This window comes from Candidatus Methylacidithermus pantelleriae (genome assembly GCF_905250085.1).
Classification (GTDB): Bacteria; Verrucomicrobiota; Verrucomicrobiia; order Methylacidiphilales; family Methylacidiphilaceae; genus Methylacidithermus; species Methylacidithermus pantelleriae.
This window is the reverse complement of record NZ_CAJNOB010000012.1, coordinates 22,869-41,169: the sequence shown is the minus strand read 5'-3', so window position 1 is coordinate 41,169 and position 18,301 is coordinate 22,869. Positions and strand designations below refer to the sequence as shown.

The window sequence follows — 18,301 nt, the reverse complement described above, 5'->3', positions numbered from 1 at the left end:
GTCGGGACGTGCCGGGATTGCCTCCCCTAGTAACACAGCTAGCTTATTTTCCCGAAGATTGTCCCTGTTCCACGTTCCCCCCTTCCGGCTTTTCTCCTTGGGGTTCGACAAAACGGTACCCGACCCCGCGGACCGTCTGGATCCACCACCCCACAGATCCTAGCTTTTCTCGCAACCTTCGAATATGGGTATCGACGGTCCGGGTATCGATTAAGCTATCGTAGCCCCAGACCTCGTTGAGCAGAGTTTGCCGGCGCTGGACACGGTTGCGTCGCAAAACCAGCGTGAGCAACAAGCGAAACTCCGTCGCGGTTAAATCCAGGGGTCTGCCTTCGATCCAGGCCCGGTGTTCCTCGGGCTGGATCCGCAAGGGACCGCACTCGACCAGCTGGGGGAACTCTTCGGTAGGATAGGCGCGTCGCAAAAGAGAACGCACCCGCAACACCAGCTCGCGAGGACTAAATGGTTTGGTTACGTAGTCGTCGGCACCCACTTCAAACCCGACGACCCGGTCGACTTCTTCCCCCTTGGCCGTAAGGACGAGGATGGGGAGTCGGTTACGCAGGGGATCCGCCCGTACTGACCGGCAGACTTCCAAGCCCGACATTTCGGGAAGCATCAGATCCAAAACGACAAGATCGGGGGGGTGCCGCCGGATCTGCTCCAAGGCAGCGCTTCCGGAGCGCGCTTCTGCCACGCGAAAGGATTGTGCTTCCAGAGTCATCCGAATCAGCGCAAGAACGTCTGGCTCATCCTCCACTACGAGGATTTTGCGCTTGATCATGGACTCTATCCCCTGGTCTAAGTAGCGGGTCAACCGGCACGTTGACAAGTGAAAAGGGGTGCGACAAAAAAGGAGCGGATGTTCGCGGTAGGAGGAGGAGAGGATACTTATTGGCGGGGTGCGAACATCCGCTCCACTGTCTCTGTTCAAAAAGTTAGACGTTTCGGAGTGCTGAATCGTTCAAAAAAGTGATGGTGCGGCCACGGGGTTGGGTGTAGCGTCTTTGTGCGGAAGGACTTATCGCTTCTGTGGCATGAGATGCTGGCTTGCTCGAGCCGACTTTTTAAGCTATTTTCCTTAAAAAAAGGGGATTCTTCCGAAGTTCTGTCACGTGATGTCCCCCAAGACTGACATGCAGCCGGTAGGCGAACCGTTGCAGCCAAATCCTTCCTTTGTGGCGGAGGCGTACGACGCTTCCAAGATCGATAAACTCGAGGGGTTGGAAGCGGTTCGCCGGCGGCCGGGTATGTACATTGGTCATACCGACGAGCGGGGGCTCCACCACTGTGTCTTTGAGGTGGTGGATAATTCCATCGATGAGCATCTGGCGGGCTTCTGTCACCACATTGAAGTCACGCTCCATCTGGATGGATCGGTCTCGGTGCGGGACGATGGTCGCGGGATTCCGGTCGAACCGCATCCGAAGTTTGGCATCCCGGCGGTGGAACTGGTTCTTACCAATCTCCATGCTGGAGGCAAATTCGGCCAAGGCGCCTACAAGTATTCCGGAGGGCTGCACGGGGTCGGGGCCAAATGTGTCAATGCCCTTTCGGAATGGTTTGAGGTCGAGGTCAGCCGGGATGGAAAGGTGTACCGGATGGAGTTTTCTCGAGGAAAGACCACCAAGAAGCTGGAGGTCATTGGTCGGTCCCGCTCGAGCGGGACGCTCATCACGTTCAAACCGGATCCTGAGATTTTTACCACCACCCAGTTCCAGTTCGATATCCTGGCTAACCGTCTCCGGGAACTGGCCTTTCTTCATCCCGGGCTGGAAATTGTCTTAAAGGACGAGCGCGTTTCCGAGGGGCAGTCACCCCGTGTGGAACGGTTCTACTTTCGCGAAGGGGTCGAGGAATTTGTCCGCTGGTTTACTCGCCAGATGCAGCCATTGCATCCCAAGCCGATTGTCATTTCCCGGCAAAAGGACGAAATCTATCTGGATTGTGTGCTTCAGTATACCGGGAGTTTTTCCGATCAAATCCTTTGTTACACCAATGGCATTCCCAATCCAGATGGGGGAACGCATCTTTCAGGATTTCGGACTGCATTGACCCGTTCGGTTCACCAGTATGCGAAAAGCAATAACCTTTTGAAGGACAAAGACCCGGTTTTAACCGGCGAAGATGTGCGCGAGGGTCTGGTTTGTGTTCTTTCGCTCCGGCATCCCAATCCCAGTTTTGAGTCGCAAACAAAGGTAAAATTGGTCTCGCCCGAGGTTGAAGGGATCGTGGCTTCTCTCGTTTATGAGGGGCTCATGAATTATTTCGATGCCAATCCCTCAGTGGCACGAAAAGTGGTCGAGAAAGCTCTCATGGCGGCCCGCGCTCGGGAGGCGGCGCGCAAGGCCAAAGAAGCGGTTCGCAAGAGCGCTCTGACGGGAGGGGGTCTGCCGGGCAAGCTGGCCGATTGCACGAGCCGCAGTCCCGAAGATTCTGAGCTTTTCATCGTGGAAGGGGATTCGGCAGGGGGCTCAGCAAAGCAGGGGAGGAACCGGCAATTCCAAGCCATTCTTCCGATCCGGGGCAAGCTTCTCAACGTGGAGAAAGCCCGGTTGGACAAGGTGTTACAGAACGAGGAGATTCAAACGATTATTACGGCAGTGGGCACCGGGATCGGATCGGGTGATGGGGAGGGTGGCTTTCAGCTGGAGCGGTTGCGTTACCATAAGATTATTCTTATGACCGATGCGGACGTGGATGGATCCCACATCCGGACGCTCCTTCTAACGTTTTTCTACCGCCAGATGCCCGAGCTTGTTCGGAGGGGATATATCTACATTGCCCAGCCTCCTCTTTACCTTGTGACAAGGAAAAAAAAGGAGCAATACGTTTCGGATGAAAGCGAGCTCAATCGAATCTTAATCGAGCTTGGCGCCGCGGAGGTCCACATTCTGGATAAATCCTCCGGACGGGTCTTTACGGGTCAATCGCTTCGGGAAATGCTCGGCTTGCTGGAATCGCTAGAAAAATTCCGGAGAGCCATTGAAGGTCACGGCGGAGATTTTCACTCCTATTTGAGCCTGCGACACGTCCACGGTGGGGAGTTACCTCGTCACCTGGTTCGGATTCGAGAGGGTGGGAAAGAAGAGGTCTTGTATTTTCACACGGACCAAGAGCTTGCACGGTTTGCCGAGGAAAATCCGGATCTGCAGCTTTTTGATATCGACGGCCGGTCGTCCGATGGCGAGACAAGGAGAGAGGCAGGCGCACGAAGGGCAATCTATGTCGAGCTCCACGAAAGCAAAACGATCGGTGAGATTCTCGATAAACTAGCAAGAAAAGGGCTTGAGGTCCGCGGGTATTGCAGGAGCGACGAACCGCTTTTTGAGCTTGTGGAAGGCGAAGGAGAGGTTCAAAAACGGCGCCCTCTTTATAGCGTATCGGAGATTCTATCGGCTGTGAAAGAGGTGGGGCGGAGGGGAGTTGAGATCAAAAGGTTTAAGGGGCTGGGAGAAATGAACCCGAAGCAACTGTATGAAACCACGATGGATCCCCGCCAAAGAAAACTTCTCCGGGTTGAGGTTAGTGATGCCATCGAAGCCGAAGAGGTCTTCCGCAACCTCATGGGGGAGGACGTAGAACCCCGCAAGCATTTCATCGAGGATAACGCTCTACGCGTTCGCAACCTGGATATTTAGTTTCTGTTATGCCTGAATCTTCTCCGTCCTCACCCGATGCTCCCCTTCAAGGAGGGCGCATCGAACGGGTCAACGTAGCCGAGGAAATGAAGAACTGTTTCCTCGACTACTCGATGTCCGTGATTATTTCCCGCGCGCTTCCCGATGTCCGGGATGGGCTTAAGCCCTCCCAGCGCCGGATCCTTTATTCCATGCATGAGCTCGGGCTTGCGCCTAACCGGAAGCATCTTAAGTGTGCCAAAATCGTCGGTGAAACCATGGGGAATTATCACCCTCATGGGGATCAAGCGATTTATCCCACTCTCGTTCATATGGCGCAAGCTTGGGCCATGAGGGAGCCCCTGGTGGACGGGCAGGGCAACTTTGGATCCATAGAGGGAGATCCTCCCGCGGCGATGCGATACACGGAAGCCCGGCTTTCTCCGCTGGGAGCGCTTCTGATGCAGGATATGGAGAAGGACACTGTCGATTTTGTTCCTAACTACGACGAGACGCGAAAAGAGCCCGTCGTTTTTCCTGCTGCTTTTCCCAATCTTCTGGTCAACGGCAGTACCGGTATCGCTGTGGGAATGGCCACCAATATCCCTCCCCATAATCTCAAGGAGGCCATTGATGCGGTGTGCGCGTTGATCGAACGGCCGGATCTTTCGATTGAGGAGCTTTTGTCGTATATACCGGGTCCGGATTTTCCCACCGGTGGTGTCATTGTTGGGACTTCGGGGATCCGGGAATATTTCGCAACGGGTAAAGGATCGATCCGGATTCGAGGCAGGCTCCATATTGAGGAATCCAAGACGGGACGACCGCTTGTGATCGTGGATGATATCCCCTTCAATGTCAACCGGGCGATGCTGGTGTCTCGGATTGGGGAACTCATTACCAATAAGGTTCTTACGGATGTGACCGACGTGCGTGATGAGTCGGATGAAAATACGAGGATCGTTTTAGAGCTAAAGAAGGAGGCAGATCCCCGTGTGGTCGTCAATAACCTTTACCGGTTAAGCGCACTCGAGAGTGTGTTTGCGGTTAACATGCTCGCCATTGACGGCGGTAGGCCGAGAACGCTTAACCTGAAAGAGCTTATAGAATGTTATCTTCGGCACCGCCGCGAAGTGGTGGTGCGCAGGACACGGTTCGACCTGAAAAAAGCTGAAGAGCGAGCGGAAATTCTGGAAGCCTATCTCATTGCACTTGCCAACTTGGACGATTTTTTGGAAGTGATTCGTAATTCTGAGAACCGGGCGGAGGCAAAAATCCGGCTCCGGGGTTACGAATTTACCAAAGAACAGGTGGAACATTTTGGGATTGTGATTCGCAATCCTGCTCGACTGCACAACGGCCGGTATCGTTTAAGCGATGCTCAAGTTGATGCCATTTTGGATCTACGGCTTTACCAATTGACTGGGCTGGAGCGCAGGAGTATTGGGGAGGAGTATAACCAGTGGAGAGAGAAGATTCGCGAGCTTTCGGAGCTTTTGGGGAGTGAGCAGAAAATCATGCAAGTTGTGAAAGAAGAGCTGCAAGCGATCCGAGAAAAGCACGGGGATGCGCGACGCAGTGAGATTATGGAGGAAGAAGAAGAAGTTTCCCTAGAGGATTATATTACCAATGAATGTGTGATTATCACCATGAGCCATGAGGGGTTGATTAAAAGAACGAGTCTGACGAATTACCGGTCACAGCGAAGGGGAGGGAGAGGGGTCACGGGTATGGTACCGCAGGGAATGGAAGGAACGGATTCAAGGGACTTTGTAGAGCACCTATTTACGGCTGCTACGCATGATTACCTTGTATTCTTTACGACTGAAGGCCGAGCGCATGCTGTTCGGGTGTACGAGGTTCCGGATATGGGGCGTGCGACCCGCGGAAGGAGTATTGCCAATCTTTTGGAGCTGCAGCCCCAAGAAAAAGTGGCGGCGATGGTGAGAATCCCCTTCCGGCGGGATGATGGGGGAGAGGATGCCAGCTGGCGGAGTGGGGGGTATCTCTTTTTCTCTACGGCGTCGGGGTTAGTCAAAAAGACGGCTTTGGAGGAGTTTCGGAATATCCGGAGGGGTGGGATTATGGCTTTAGGGATTGAGCCGGGAGATCGGCTCATTGATGTGAAGCTCACCCAGGGGTCGGATGAAGTGGTGCTGGTGACCCGGCAGGGGATGAGCATCCGGTTTTCCGAAAAAGAGGTCCGTCCCATGGGCCGGCAGGCACGCGGAGTGCGAGGTATTGAGTTGGAAGAGGGGGATGAAGTTGTGAGTGTGGTAGTGGCCAGCTCCGGAGCAACCCTTCTGGTTGCGGGGGAGAACGGCCTAGGCAAGCGGACCCGTTTTGATGAATACCGGTGCCAGGCAAGAGGTGGGAAGGGAATCATTACGATGCGCCGGACGGAGAACACGGGAGAAGTCGTCGGAGCGCTTTCGGTTTGCGAGGAGGATGAGATCATGCTCATCACGCAAAACGGGCTCCTGGTTCGCATCCGGGTCCAGGAAATCCCGGTAGTCGGGCGCAACACGCAGGGGGTCCGGCTGATTCGGCTTGCGGAGGGTGACCGGCTGGTTGCACTGGCTCGCGTGTATCCCGAAGACGATAGGGAACCGGAGCTGCCTGCCTGAAGCTCTTGGGGAAGGCAGATGCTTGGTTTTGCCAACGGCAGGGGCCAAGCAAGGAATAGCGGTGGGAGAAAAGCCTTCCAGTGTCTCCAGTCTTGGCTAGGCGTTGGGAGTTTGCCCGAGCTCTTGGAGTTTGGCATTGAGCGAGCGACCCAATCCCGATTCAGGCCAGAGCAGGGCAAAGATGCAATGCACATGAGGGTTTTCCAAAAGGATTCGCAGAGCGCGGTAAAACTTGGGCATGGCTTCCGAGGGGTCTCCTCGGGCAGAAAGATTGCACGTGACGGCAAGGTTCCTTCGGTAGCTTGCAGGGACCACTCCCCAAGCTAGAAGGCCTGCCCGGGCAAGGTTTTTGCCGGAAAGTTCTTCAAGATCCTGCACAATCCAAAGCGGTTTGGGAAAGGCTCGGGTCCGGGGGCCTTTTCGCTGGGACTCGTACGGGAGGTCCACTTTACCAATGACCTTTTCTAGCTCTTCCAAAGGTAAAGCCCCCAACCGCAGGACGCTGGCTTTTTCTCCTTCAAACGACACTACGGTAGAATCAAATCCCAAGCGGCATTCTCCCCCGTCCAGCGCGCATGTCACCAGCCCCTCGAAGGGTTTTCGTGCCTCTTCCCATGTTGTTGGGCTGATGTCGCCTGAGCGGTTGGCACTGGGTGCGGCCAAAGGCCTTCCGAATCGCCGCAGAACGGCTTGTGCGATGGGGTGGTCCGGAACTCGCAGTCCCCCCAAGGGTTCGCCTGGGTGAACGACCGTGGCCGGGAAAGCGGGCCCACGTGGTAAAACAAGAGTAAGGGGTCCCGGCCAGAATCGCTTGGCCAGTGTTTTGGCTTTGGAAGGGAAATGGGATGTTAATCTTTCGGCCTCGGCAAGATTGGCAACCAGAAGCGCGAAAGGAAAGCGGCTGTCGCGTCCTTTCAAAGCGAAAAGGCGCTCGACAGCCTGGGGGGAGGTGGCATCACAGGTAAGCCCGTAGACCGTTTCGGTAGGCAAAATGACGGGCTCTCCCCGGACAAGTAGCCCAACGGCCTGGTGGATTGTGCAACGTTCGCGAAGCATCGACTTTTTGGCTTCTTTCTTTGAAAGCTCTTGCGGACTGTCTCCCACTCCGCGTTTATTGAGGGAGTACAGGATTAACCATGCGAGTCGGTATTGCTGCGCAAGGGATTTCTCAACGCAGACAGGCAAATCCTGGGCAGTTTGACACGTTGCGTGCTTCCTTCCTTTACTGCCCCCGATGCCAGGGTGCTCGTCCTGTTCGGGAGCGACTCCTTCTGGTGCTTCCGGATCGTGAGATTTACGAATACCTTTGCTCTGAGTGTGGAGAAGGTATTGGAAAAAGGGAAGTCGGCCCGGGGGCGGGTGACGAGGGCCCCCGGCTGTACGTGAGCCTATGAAGATCGTTTTTGTGGGGACTGGTGCATTTGCGGTTCCAACCCTGGAGGCTTTGGCACAAAGCCGTCACTCGATTCTGGCAGTGGTGACGCAACCAGACCGGCCGGCTGGTCGTGGGCAAGAGTTGACCCCTTCCCCTGTCAAAGAAGCGGCACTCAAGTTTCATCTTCGGATCTACCAGCCGGAGCGGATTAATGCGGAGCATTCTGTCGCGCAGCTTCGCTATCTCCAACCGGATGTCCTGCTGGTGTGTTCGTACGGTCAGATTGTAAGCAAGGATGTGCTTGAGGTGCCCAAGGTAGCGGCTTTGAACGTGCATGGATCCTTACTTCCTCGACACCGGGGGGCTTCCCCGGTTCAAGCTGCCATTTTGCATCGTGACCGTGAAACGGGGGTCACTGTGATTTGGATGGATGAAGGCATTGATACTGGGGACATTCTTTTGGCTGAAAAGGCAATGGTTCGATCTACGGATACCGCACAGACCTTAGGGGAACGGTTGTCCCGAATGGCGCCTAGGGTCTTGCTCAAAGCGCTGGAACTCTTAGAGGAGGGCAAAGCGCCTCGTATTCCTCAGGATCCCAAACTTGCAACCTATGCCCCTCGATTAACCAAAGAGGATGGTCGCATTGACTGGAGCCGGCCGAAGGAGGAAACAGAGGCCCAGATTCGTGCGATGATCCCCTGGCCGGGTGCCTACACCTTTGTTCCCGATCGGGAAGGAAAGAAGATGCTCAAGATCTTTCGGGTCATCATTTCCCTGCGAGCCAGAGGAAAGCCCGGAGAGGTCTGCCGTGTGGATGAACATGGGATTTTGGTAGCGGCCGGTGAAAAGGGGGGGCTTCTTTTGCGGGAAGTCCAGCTGGAAGGAAAGAAACGGATGGCTGCAAAAGATTTTGCCCACGGTTTTCCCATTGCTCCCGGCATGATTCTGGGATGATGAGGGGTGTTAGGCTACTGGGTGCTTTGAGTTTGGATGGCAAACTCCTAACCTCCTGGTGGCAGCCTGAGGAGCTACTGGGCGAGCTTTTTTGGGGAAAGCGGGTTTTTCGGGAAAAAATCTGGACGGATCTCTGGCCGGAAGGTCGCAAAGGGCATTGGGTGATCCGTGGCTGGCAGGATGAGGTTTTGCACAAAGAATCTAACGGTCGTCCATTGTGGGTAGCCGCTGGCCCCGGGCTTGCGACAAAGCTTTGGCAAAAAGGGCTGGTAGAACGAATCGGGGTTTACTGGATGGCTCTTGTTGGGCCCAGGGATACCAAGAGCTGGTCGGTGCCTTTTGTACCCCCCGGCCCCGCCAGGGCCTTGCGGGTCTGCTACCATTTGGAAGAGGCACGCATGGCACCGCACGGGGTTGTGCTCTGGTATCGGCCCAGTTCGGAGAATCGATCCTTAGCGCGGAAGCGAAAGGAAGCGCGGGGTTGAATCCGGAGTCAAGCCGGCGGTGACAAAAAGGTTGATGAGTTGAAAGCGAGCCGACATTTCGGCCTGGTGGAGCTGCAAACGCGCGGCGTGAAACTGTTGGAGCGCCGTGAGCACGGTCAGGAGATCCACCACCCCTCGCCGGTAATCCTCCAGCTGGGCTCCGTAGCTAAGCCCAGCTACTCTTGCCATTTCTTGGAAACGAAGGACCTGGGCGATCTGCGAATTGAGTAGATCGAAGGCCGTGCGAACCTGTTGGTCGGCGGTCCGGCGGAGTTGTTCAATTTGGAGTTGCGCCTGCTGGACCACTGCGCGTTGCTGCTGGATCCTCGCGGAAATAAGACCCCCATCAAAGATGGGAAGGGAAGCGGAGAGGGAAACAAACCATTGGCCGGGAGAGGGGGGGTCTTGGGTCAGAAAGAAATTGCCCTGGGCGGTTACGGTGGGCCAAAGGGAACCTTTCGTAGCCGAAAGGGTGCGTTCGGCCGCCCGCAAGTTTTCCACACTGGCTAAAATGTCGGGCCGGGCGCCGACCTGGGCTAGGTATCGTTCGAGGACGTCTGGGGAGGGAAAGGGGTGGGTTTCTTTGAGCCGAAGCTTTTCTTTTGGGATCCCCGTATAAAAGGCAAGTGCTTGAAGCTGCTGCGAGAGGGCTCCGCGGGTTTGTTCCTGTTGCGCGCGCACGTTTGCTAGATTCGTTTTGGAAAGCAGAAGATCGGCCGGCCGGGAGCGCCCAATGGAGACGCGATATTCGAGCTCTCCAATGAGCGCTTCGAGTGCCTTGGCTTCGTCCTCCAAAATGAAAAGACCTCCTTCAAAGGAAAGGGCATTATAAAAAGCGGCGGCCACGTTGCCGTAAAGAAGCTGGTAATCCCGTTTGAGGGAAAACTGGGAGGCCGCAGCCTGTGCTCGAGCGGCCGCAATTTGATTTTGGGTTGCCAAACCGTTAAAGAGAAGTTGTGATCCAGTTAAAGCATTAAAGGAAGTGTATCGTCGGCCGCCACCTACGAACGTTCCCCCAATAAAGGAACCGAATCCAGCAAAGTCCCGGAAGTTCTGCTGGTTCACAAATTGGACCGAAGGAAAGAGGGTAGCAATAGTCTGGGCAACGATCGCTTGCTGGGCTGCGACTGTTTGCGCATCAATTTTCAGCTGATCACTTCGAATCGCGGCGAGTTCGAAGCACCGCTCCAGATCCAGCGCGTGAGGTTCCTTGGGTTTTCCCAGAATCGGTCCCATCTGGGCCAAAATTTCCTCGACCTCAGGAAGATTCTTGGGAGCCGGCCGGGCCGGGGGAACACGTTCAGGAGACGCTGCGGAAGGAACCGGAGGAACGGGGGCGTCTTGGGATCCCTGGGGTGGTCGGGTAAGACTGTGTTCCAGTGGCTCTTGGGAGGGGGGGGACACTTCACCCCACGAGGTTAGGGAAAACACAAGGAGCGTGGTTCCGATCCCCACGCTGCAAAGGGAATTTCGGAGAGTTCCTCGGGATTTCATGGAGCTATGGTCAGGAGGGGAAAACGCACCGGTCGGCTTAGCTCCTTTCTTACTTCTGGACGGCCAGGTGGGTCAAGAACCCAAACCGGTACTCTCAAAGCGTCTGGGAAACTTGTGGAGAGGGATGCTATTGCCCGGCCCAAAACCGGTTAGCCCGTGAGCCCAGGGAATCTCTTTTTCTCTAGGACTCGGGAGCTTGCGGATTTGGCTTTTTCCGTCGCCGGTAGCCCCATGCGTGCCAGGCTAAAAGAAGGGGCATAACCCCCCCTAGCCATATATGGGAACGGCTTGCAAGCCTTCGCCCGGTTTCTGATCCCGCGTAGTACAAGGCGTAACCCGTCAACACAAGAAGAAGGACGCTTCCCAAAAGAATGACTCCGGAGGGAAGGTTTTCTTTGGCCCGCCAGGCCTTGGCGATATGAAGTGGAAAGAGACTCCCCAAAAGCGCCAGAAAAAGGAAAGCTCCTAAACCGTGAAGGGCTAGAAGCATGCTTCGCGCCGCGTCGACTGATTCTGGTCTGCCCACGGCGCCAAAGACCCTGGGGTCTTGGAAAAGAACCCAGAGCATTCCGGACATCCATAGAAGGGCCAAGGTAAGGAAAAGAATGAGTTTGTACCCAAGGGGGAGCGCAAAAGGACGGGCAACCTGCCCGGGAGTGGCGGGTTGGCGGTTTTTCTTACGGTCACGCAGAGGAGCTAAGGGCTGTGGGCGCATGGGAGAGGGAGCTAACCAAGGTTTTTAGTGAAAAAATCTTCTCCACAGAGGGGCAGCATGCTCTTTTTGCCGTGGGGAGGGAGGGGGAGCAGTTTCCCATCGCCAGTGCAGTTGTCCAAAGGAGCCCGACTGGATCCAGAGAGCCTTTGCCTGCCACTGGCAAGCCAGCGCGCGTGCTTGTGCATTTCCCAGAAGGAAAACTTTTGTCAATCCATCAGCGATCCAGCATCGGGGAGCCAATACCGTGACGCTTTCGTTTCCACGGTAAGCTTTTTCGGTCTCAGGGTGCCAGAGACCCCTGGATAAGTGATGATCCGGATAACGACAACGCGCGGGATACGCCGAGGTTGCAAGAGCGGTGTTTGACACTTGGAGGACCAAGCCCAGCCGTATCGGGCGGCGAGGATCTCTCACTAAGACGGGCCAGCAACAGGAACCAAAGCAACGGAGGTCCCCGCCGGCGTTTACCAAGGCTCCGGAGACGCGAAGGCGCAGGCAGCGGATCGCTGCGTCGACTGCGTAACCTTTGGCAATACCCCCGAGATCCAAAAGCAAAGGCCGCAGGAAAACGATTCTTCTTCGAGGGAGAAGCAGGATGTCTTTCCAGCTAGCAGCGGGATCTGGTGGCCGCTCCAAACCGAGAGCCAAAAGCCTGGACCTTGGGGTCACCTTGGTAGCCACCGTGGGATCAAAAGATCCGGGAAAGGTTCGAGCCAGCTGCAGGGCACGGCCTATAATTGCGTAACAGAGCCGGCTTACCGGCACAGGCTTGTGCCAGGCTGTGCGGTGGAGGAGGGAAAGCTCGCTTTGGGGATCAAAAAAATTAACTGACCGGTAGACGTGCTGGATTCGTCGGAAGGCGTCCGTCAAGGCCGAGGCGAGGGTGTCCCGCGAGGAACCGGTTACTGTGATTTCCACCAGGGTTTCAAAGCCGGGACGACAGCGCCGCAAGATTTCAGTGGGCAAGAGCATAGTGGTAGATGGCAAGGAGTCTTCGAACTCCGCTGGTTAGGTGTTTGCAGGAGAGAGTAGCCCCGGTGATATTGGTGATGTTGAACTGCCACTGGGGTGGTGTGGCAAAACGTTTTCCAAGGAACTGGGTTTTCCAAGCGGGTCTGCGAACTTCGCCTCCGTGGCTCTCGCTATAGGTTAAAATTTCTAGCCCCAAAATTTCTCCCTTCGGTCCCAGAGCCAAAGCATACGTGAAGTACTGGTGCTTGCCGAGCACACGATCGACAAAGAAGTAGCCACCCGGGATAGCCTTCCAGACCTGGACCGTACCTGGAGAGAAGGGAGCCCCGCTAAACTCCTCAATGGCTTTCTTTTGTTCCTCTGTCAGATGAAGGGATAGGGGTTGGAATTGAGCGTGGGGAAAGAGGATTCTCTGGGCTTCCTCGACGGAAAGGTAGATCGTGGAGTGGGCTACCGTGGGAATGACAGAAGTAACGATGGTGACTGTGGGAGTGATCCACGATTTCATGGTCCTAGTGACAGTAACTCTCTGTGCCTAGCGGAAAGCTTTCCCTTTTTGTTCAAGGGCGCTTCTTTAGGCCCAGGGACAACGGTTGGGTTACCAGCTAATCCCCACACGCAGTCCTACTTGGACGGCCACATGTTCGTTCCCAAAAATCCGGCCTCCACTCATTACTTCCCGTTGTTCCTCGTTCAAAGGAACCGCAAAGACCTGGGGCAAAACCGAGAGGGACGCCCACCAGCGTTCGGCACCATAGTGGACCGCAGGTCCAAGGAAAAAGGCGGCATGCTCGATGCCCTTGAGAGTGAATCCTTCAAATTCGCTGTGTTCTTCCCCTTCAACCCCTAACCACCAGCCGTTTCCTAATTGATACGACACGCCGACAAAATGGATCATCGCCATCTCTTTGGCCATGTGCTCCTCAAAAGGCCCAATGCCCGGGGGCCCTTCGAGTTCTTTCTCCCATTCCCACTCCCAGACGAAGTTGTATGCGACGACGAGCCGGTCATTGAAGAAGTTTTTCTGGAGAAGAAGCTTGGGTTCGGCTTCGGCTTTATCTGTTCCGAAAAGGGGCTCGAAATACAAAGCCAGACCTATGGGGTCTTTGTAGGGATTTAAGAGCTGGTAGATCATTTCGAGGCTTACGCTATCGAAGTCAAAATTCCGGAAGCGGCCCAGCGGGCTAGCGGTAGCAGGAACGTCCGGGCCTCCCGTGAACCCGTTGGGAAGATTACGAAAGGCTTCTACGTAGCGGCTATTAACGTAGAGGGCGAGCTGGAACTGGTCGCTTATGCCGTACTCGATTTCGTCTCGAAAGAAGATGTTGGCGTAATCGCCGCTTTGTTGGCCTACGAAGGGAAGAACCCATTGTTCGAATTCCCAGCTTCCTTTGGGTTGGAGCTCGGTTAGGTAGGTAAAGACAAAGGGTGTTTCGTGGGGATAGGTTGCCACGGTTGTCCCGACGAAAAGAACGGCCGTCAAAAAGAGAGAAGAGCATCGTTGGGTGAGTTTCATGGTGGGCACGCTAAATGAGACTGAGACTCATGTGCAAGAAAAATCTCGCATATTTTCCGGCTCCTACCCGTTAATCCCGAAAACCTTGAACCGGGACCGTGGGGCCCTCTACCCAATATCCCGGCGGAAAAAAGCGGAAGGAAATCGGACCTGCGCCGCAAGCTCATACGCCTGCGCCCGAGCCCGCGCTTGATCTTGAGCGACCCCTACCGCCGTGACCACCCTCCCTGCGCATGTGAGAAAACCTCTGTCCGCCTCTCTCCGGACTCCGCCCAGAAAAAGGAGTTTTCCTTCTCCTACCTCGACATCGGGACAAAGACCCTCAATCGGTTCCCCGAGGATAGGAGCCTCCGGATACCCCCGAGCAGCAACGACCACCCCCACGGCGACCCGGTTGCTCGAAGGTAACGTGCTCCACGAAGAAAGCTCATAGTCCTGGGCCTGTCGCCAGAGATCCAGCAGGGAAAGCGGTAAAAGCGGTACGAGTACTTGAGCCTCTGGATCGCCGAGCCGTACGTTAAACTCTAAGACATGTGGGCCTTTCTCATTCCACAGGAGCCCACCGTAAAGAATCCCCTTGTACGAGATTCCTTGTTTACGTAAAGCGCGGTGCACGGGGTCAAAGATTTTTTCCCGAAGAATCTCAATCACCTCTCCAGTAGCCCAACCAACCGGGCTATACGCCCCCATACCTCCCGTATTGGGCCCTCGGTTACCTTCCCCGACCCGCTTGTAGTCTCGAGCCGTTCCCAAAAAGACCATCTGGTGCTCGTAAAGAAAGACAAAAGCCGAAAGCTCTTCCCCCACGAGAAACTCTTCAATCACGACCCGCTGTCCAGCTTCCCCCAGTTTTCGTTCTACCAAAAGAGACTCTAGAACCTGTTCCGCCTGCTCCTGGTTTTCGACAACAAAAACCCCTTTGCCTGCAGCCAACCCATCGGCTTTGATTACCTGCGGCCAGCCGATCTTTCGAGACAGTCGCATCGCTTCCGGCAAGCTCTCCGCAAAACCACCCCGCGCGGTCGGAATTCCCTCTTGGAGCAGAAGTTCCTTGGTTGCCGCTTTGCTTCCTTCCAAGAGGGCAGCTTTCTTTGAGGGACCCAGTACCGGCACCCCAACCTCTTCTGTCATCCGGTCGGCAAGCCCTAAACACAAGGGAGCTTCTGGCCCAACGACTACCCAGTCAGGCCGGTGGGCCTTTGCCCATTGCACCAGCCCTTCAAGGTCGCTGGATGGGATGGGAAGGTTCGTGCCCAGTCTTTCGGTTCCCGCATTTCCCGGTGCGGTGTAAAGGCTTTGGACACAGCCGCTTCGTCGTAGATGCCAGGCAAGGGCATGTTCCCGAGCTCCGGAGCCAACGAGGAGTACTTTCATGGAAGAGAAGGACGGGACAGGACGTAAATCGTCGTCTTGGAAGGAAGCGAGTCGGGAGTGAGGCTAAACTCCGAACCACCGATCCGTTTAACGTTCGCTCGCTTGTCCAAGTAGCTCTCCAAATCCCGGAGATTCAGTGAGCCGGACGCTTCGGTTTTATACCCGATAGGCACCACGATCCTGGGCTGGAGGTCGTCCACAATTTGATCCAAAGTTTCCATGGAAAGTCTGGGGTTACCGACCGGTAAAAAAAGGACATCCGCTCTTCCTAGCGCCTCCTTTTGGGAAGGTTCTAAAGGGTGACCTAAGTCTCCGAGGTGGATGAATCGAATTCCATCCAAGTCAAGGACAAAACACACGTTGCGCCCTAAAAACGCGCCTCGATGATCGTCCCGATACGTTTCAACCCCTCGGAAAAGAAGGCCCCGAGCGTTGTTGATACCGATGGCTGTAACACTGCGAAACACCTGTGGTGACCCATAGAGCTTCTCGGCTGCCGAACAGCTATCCGACTCGTTGGAAATAAGGACAACGTCGGCCTGAAGTTTCGCAGGAAATGGATAATGAACTACCTCTTGGCCGAAAGGATCAAAAGCTACCCGAAGACCACTTGCGGAGATGAGATAGACAAAATTGTGACCGTACCAGCGAACCACCACCGCCGCATAGCAGGAAACTGTCCAGAAAGACACGCTGGCTGCGACGATCGAAAGCCAGATTTTCCTTGGGTGACAAAAGCTCCTGCAGGCGTGCCCATATGGGTTCATAACCACAATCGAGGCCAATCTTGGCCAACCTCAAGAAAAGCGGAGCCAACGGGTCTCGAACCCGCAACCTCTGCCGTGACAGGGCAGCGCTCTGACCAATTGAGCTATGGCTCCAAAACCGGGCGAGAACCTGCTGCTTCTATGGCGTTGTAGACTCACCCTATACAGAATCGGTCGTCCCTCACAAGATTTTTGCCTCGAGGGGCACTACTCCGCAAGTACCATCGTCTTCAACAACGCGAAGCCGCGTTCCGAAGGGCCTGCTTAACTCGACGAGAAGATCCAAGATGGCTAGCGCACGCTCTCCTGGAGCTCTTCGAGCTTGAAAATCTTCAATCACAATGGGATGCAGTACAAGCCTTGTCGCATGATTTTGGTCAAGTTCGACCCACAAGAGGAACGACTCGTCGTTCCGCTCGTAGGGATCCACGGCATAGTCATCGATAAAATCCCCAAGGGAATAGACGATCGGTTTCCCTTGGTAGATTTCAATGCCTCGAGGGACATGAGGGGAATGTCCCGCCACCAGGTCGGCTCCAGCCTCAATCAAGGCCCGACCGAAGCGCCCGTGTTCGGGCAGAGGCTGGTAGCCCCAGTTGGGTCCCCAATGAACGCTGGTCACGACAAAGTACCCTTTTTGGTGGAGGTCTGCCACTTGCTCAAAGAGCTCTTGGGCTCGAGGATCCGCACATTCCATGGGGACATACCGGATCCCCGGCCGGTCTGGGCTGGCCGCCCACTCGGGCTCGTTGTCCGTTACCGATACCAGTGCGACCGGTAAACCGCCTGCTCGGCTCAGGCTCGGTTCCTTGGCCTTGCAAGAGTTAGCACCTGCTCCACTATGGCCGATGCCCGCCCGATCCAAAATGTCCACCATTTGGAGCAAGGCCTCCGGCCCGTAGTCGAGCACGTGGTTATTGGCCAGGGAGACCGCAGAGATACCACACGTTTTGAGAACGTCGACATTTCGTGGATCGGATCGGAAACAAAAGGCCTTCGAAGGCCAAGGCTCTCCCTGGTCGGAGAGGACACACTCTAGATTGCAGCTACGCCAAGCTGCAGCTTTCCACAAGGGCAAAGTATCTCCCCAGGGATAGCTCGCTGGGACATGCTGCAGCCACCGGTTCACAAGCCTGCCCAGCATGACGTCTCCCGCCAAAGCCAGAATGGGCATAGGATCTCCCGACCGCATCCGGACATTTTTCTCTACTGATCTTGCCAGAGTACCTGCCCAAACAAAAGTCCTCTCCCCCGAGGAAGTTGTAACCCAGTCAGACTCGAAACCAATGGTAGAGCATAAAGTATACGAGTACACCGGTAATGGAGACGTACATCCAGCTGGGAAAGAGCCACCGGGCCACCTTCCGATGGGCCGCAAATCGACCTTTGGCAGCAAAGAAAAGCACCCATCCAATGGCTGGAAGATTTACGATGGCAAGGACCGTATGGGTCCAAAGAATGGTAAAATACAGAGGCCTCGACCAATCGTGCCGGGGGAATCGAGTGGCCCCATGATAGAAGTGATAGAAGAGGTAGCACGCAAGGAACAGGGATGAGGTTGTAAGCGCGGACAGCATCAAGTTGCGGTGAAGAAGGACCCTTCGATTTTTAATGGCAACGTAGCCTGCTCCTAGGAGAATGGCCGTAAGCGCGTTTAATGTTGCGTTGATCCGAGGAAATTCTGACAGCGGAATCACGACCTTCCACCCTTTTCCGTTGCCAGTATCTCCGCGTTGAGCAAGGTAAAAATGTCCTGAATCACCCGGGTAGGGGTGTCTGGTTTAAGGCCGTCATAATACCCCCGAATGACCCCTTGACCATCCACGAGGACAAGTTGCGTAGCGTGGGTGTATTTTCCCCGCAGAGGCCGGGCCTCAGGGGGATTTTCGGCATAGGCAAGCCGGAAACCTCCAAGAAGTAGGGTGCGGATCTGTTCGGGATCCCCTGTGAGAAAAAACCACAGGCTAGGATCGGCTTTATAGCGCCTTGCGTATTCGGCCAGCACTTCGGGTGTGTCATGCTGGGGATCTAGGGAGAATGAGACCAGACGGACATCATGAATCTTAGCTTGCTGCAGGATCGTTTGGAGCTCCTGCATCCGTTGGCTTTGAATTCCACACGGGCCGGGGCAAGTGGCGTAAAAAAATTCCGCAACCCAAATTTTCCCTCGCAAACTGTCCCGTGTGACCGGTTGGTGGGAGAGATCCACCAAGCTAAAGGCCGGAACCTCTCGGTATCGCGGCAGGGGTTCCGTCTCAAACTGCCGCTTGACCCGCATGGCGAAGTAAAAGTACAGGGAATTAATCCCCATCCCGATGAGCACGAGAGCAAAAAAAAGCACCAGGACCAACCGGATGAGGAATTTCGTGTCCGTTTTGGAAGCGACTTTCATAAAGGGT

Annotated in this window: 17 protein-coding genes and 1 tRNA gene; 5 read left to right on the top strand and 13 right to left on the bottom strand. The window is 55.3% G+C overall.

The window, feature by feature from the left end:
• Positions 1 to 43: 43 nt before the first annotated feature.
• Positions 44 to 784 (bottom strand): response regulator transcription factor, encoded by a 741-nt coding sequence (locus KK925_RS04295; RefSeq protein ID WP_174581913.1) that lies wholly within the window; start codon positions 782 to 784, stop codon positions 44 to 46.
• Between the two features lie 352 nt (positions 785 to 1,136).
• Here KK925_RS04295 and gyrB point away from each other — a divergent pair, with 352 nt between their 5' ends.
• Both gyrB and gyrA read left to right on the top strand, forming a co-directional pair.
• Positions 1,137 to 3,641 (top strand): DNA topoisomerase (ATP-hydrolyzing) subunit B, encoded by a 2,505-nt coding sequence (gyrB, locus tag KK925_RS04290; RefSeq protein ID WP_174582010.1) that lies wholly within the window; start codon positions 1,137 to 1,139, stop codon positions 3,639 to 3,641.
• Between the two features lie 8 nt (positions 3,642 to 3,649).
• Positions 3,650 to 6,247 carry a DNA gyrase subunit A gene (gene gyrA / locus KK925_RS04285; RefSeq protein ID WP_174581912.1) on the top strand — a complete coding sequence of 866 codons (2,598 nt, stop codon included), beginning with the start codon at positions 3,650 to 3,652 and terminating at the stop codon, positions 6,245 to 6,247.
• Between the two features lie 96 nt (positions 6,248 to 6,343).
• On the opposite strand, the gene KK925_RS04280 is transcribed toward gyrA, so the two are convergent.
• The gene (locus KK925_RS04280; RefSeq protein ID WP_174581911.1) at positions 6,344 to 7,303 is read right to left on the bottom strand and encodes an L-threonylcarbamoyladenylate synthase; all 960 of its coding nucleotides are present in this window, start codon (positions 7,301 to 7,303) and stop codon (positions 6,344 to 6,346) included.
• An 80-nt stretch (positions 7,304 to 7,383) separates the two neighbouring features.
• Here KK925_RS04280 and KK925_RS04275 point away from each other — a divergent pair, with 80 nt between their 5' ends.
• From KK925_RS04275 to KK925_RS04265, 3 genes are read left to right on the top strand one after another with little or no spacing between them, the layout of a single operon-like run.
• Complete coding sequence (locus tag KK925_RS04275) at positions 7,384 to 7,641, top strand: cytoplasmic protein (RefSeq protein WP_174581910.1); 258 nt, start codon at positions 7,384 to 7,386, stop codon at positions 7,639 to 7,641.
• Positions 7,638 to 8,579 carry a methionyl-tRNA formyltransferase gene (fmt, locus tag KK925_RS04270; RefSeq protein ID WP_174581909.1) on the top strand — a complete coding sequence of 314 codons (942 nt, stop codon included), beginning with the start codon at positions 7,638 to 7,640 and terminating at the stop codon, positions 8,577 to 8,579. Before KK925_RS04275 ends, fmt begins: the two co-directional genes overlap by 4 nt.
• Positions 8,579 to 9,064: a hypothetical protein gene (locus KK925_RS04265; protein WP_174581908.1), complete on the top strand. Its 486-nt coding sequence runs from the start codon at positions 8,579 to 8,581 to the stop codon at positions 9,062 to 9,064. Before fmt ends, KK925_RS04265 begins: the two co-directional genes overlap by 1 nt.
• Here KK925_RS04265 and KK925_RS04260 read toward each other — a convergent pair.
• The 11 genes from KK925_RS04260 to KK925_RS04210 all read right to left on the bottom strand — a co-directional run bounded on the left by KK925_RS04260 (position 9,032) and on the right by KK925_RS04210 (position 18,294).
• Positions 9,032 to 10,558 (bottom strand): TolC family protein, encoded by a 1,527-nt coding sequence (locus KK925_RS04260; protein WP_174581907.1) that lies wholly within the window; start codon positions 10,556 to 10,558, stop codon positions 9,032 to 9,034. The genes KK925_RS04265 and KK925_RS04260 overlap by 33 nt on opposite strands.
• A gap of 181 nt (positions 10,559 to 10,739) precedes the next feature.
• Entirely contained in the window at positions 10,740 to 11,273 is a 534-nt protein-coding gene (locus KK925_RS04255; RefSeq protein WP_174581906.1) for a hypothetical protein, read from the bottom strand.
• A gap of 24 nt (positions 11,274 to 11,297) precedes the next feature.
• Entirely contained in the window at positions 11,298 to 12,260 is a 963-nt protein-coding gene (locus KK925_RS04250) for an FAD:protein FMN transferase (protein ID WP_174581905.1), read from the bottom strand.
• Positions 12,229 to 12,753 (bottom strand): FMN-binding protein, encoded by a 525-nt coding sequence (locus tag KK925_RS04245; RefSeq protein WP_174581904.1) that lies wholly within the window; start codon positions 12,751 to 12,753, stop codon positions 12,229 to 12,231. The genes KK925_RS04250 and KK925_RS04245 overlap by 32 nt, the downstream gene beginning before the upstream one ends.
• 90 nt (positions 12,754 to 12,843) lie before the next feature.
• Positions 12,844 to 13,761, bottom strand: coding sequence for a DUF6662 family protein (locus KK925_RS04240; RefSeq protein WP_174581903.1), 918 nt, complete (start codon positions 13,759 to 13,761; stop codon positions 12,844 to 12,846).
• A 108-nt stretch (positions 13,762 to 13,869) separates the two neighbouring features.
• Entirely contained in the window at positions 13,870 to 15,135 is a 1,266-nt protein-coding gene (gene purD / locus KK925_RS04235; RefSeq protein WP_174581902.1) for a phosphoribosylamine--glycine ligase, read from the bottom strand.
• Positions 15,132 to 15,902: an MBL fold metallo-hydrolase gene (locus tag KK925_RS04230; RefSeq protein WP_174581901.1), complete on the bottom strand. Its 771-nt coding sequence runs from the start codon at positions 15,900 to 15,902 to the stop codon at positions 15,132 to 15,134. The genes purD and KK925_RS04230 overlap by 4 nt, the downstream gene beginning before the upstream one ends.
• A 40-nt stretch (positions 15,903 to 15,942) precedes the next feature.
• Positions 15,943 to 16,016 (bottom strand) — tRNA-Asp (locus tag KK925_RS04225).
• Between the two features lie 67 nt (positions 16,017 to 16,083).
• Positions 16,084 to 17,094, bottom strand: a complete 1,011-nt coding sequence (locus KK925_RS04220) for a CapA family protein (RefSeq protein ID WP_236027850.1) — start codon at positions 17,092 to 17,094, stop codon at positions 16,084 to 16,086.
• A gap of 79 nt (positions 17,095 to 17,173) precedes the next feature.
• Entirely contained in the window at positions 17,174 to 17,599 is a 426-nt protein-coding gene (locus tag KK925_RS04215) for a DUF420 domain-containing protein (protein ID WP_236027849.1), read from the bottom strand.
• Positions 17,596 to 18,294 carry an SCO family protein gene (locus KK925_RS04210; RefSeq protein ID WP_174581900.1) on the bottom strand — a complete coding sequence of 233 codons (699 nt, stop codon included), beginning with the start codon at positions 18,292 to 18,294 and terminating at the stop codon, positions 17,596 to 17,598. Before KK925_RS04210 ends, KK925_RS04215 begins: the two co-directional genes overlap by 4 nt.
• Between the last annotated feature and the right edge of the window lie 7 nt (positions 18,295 to 18,301).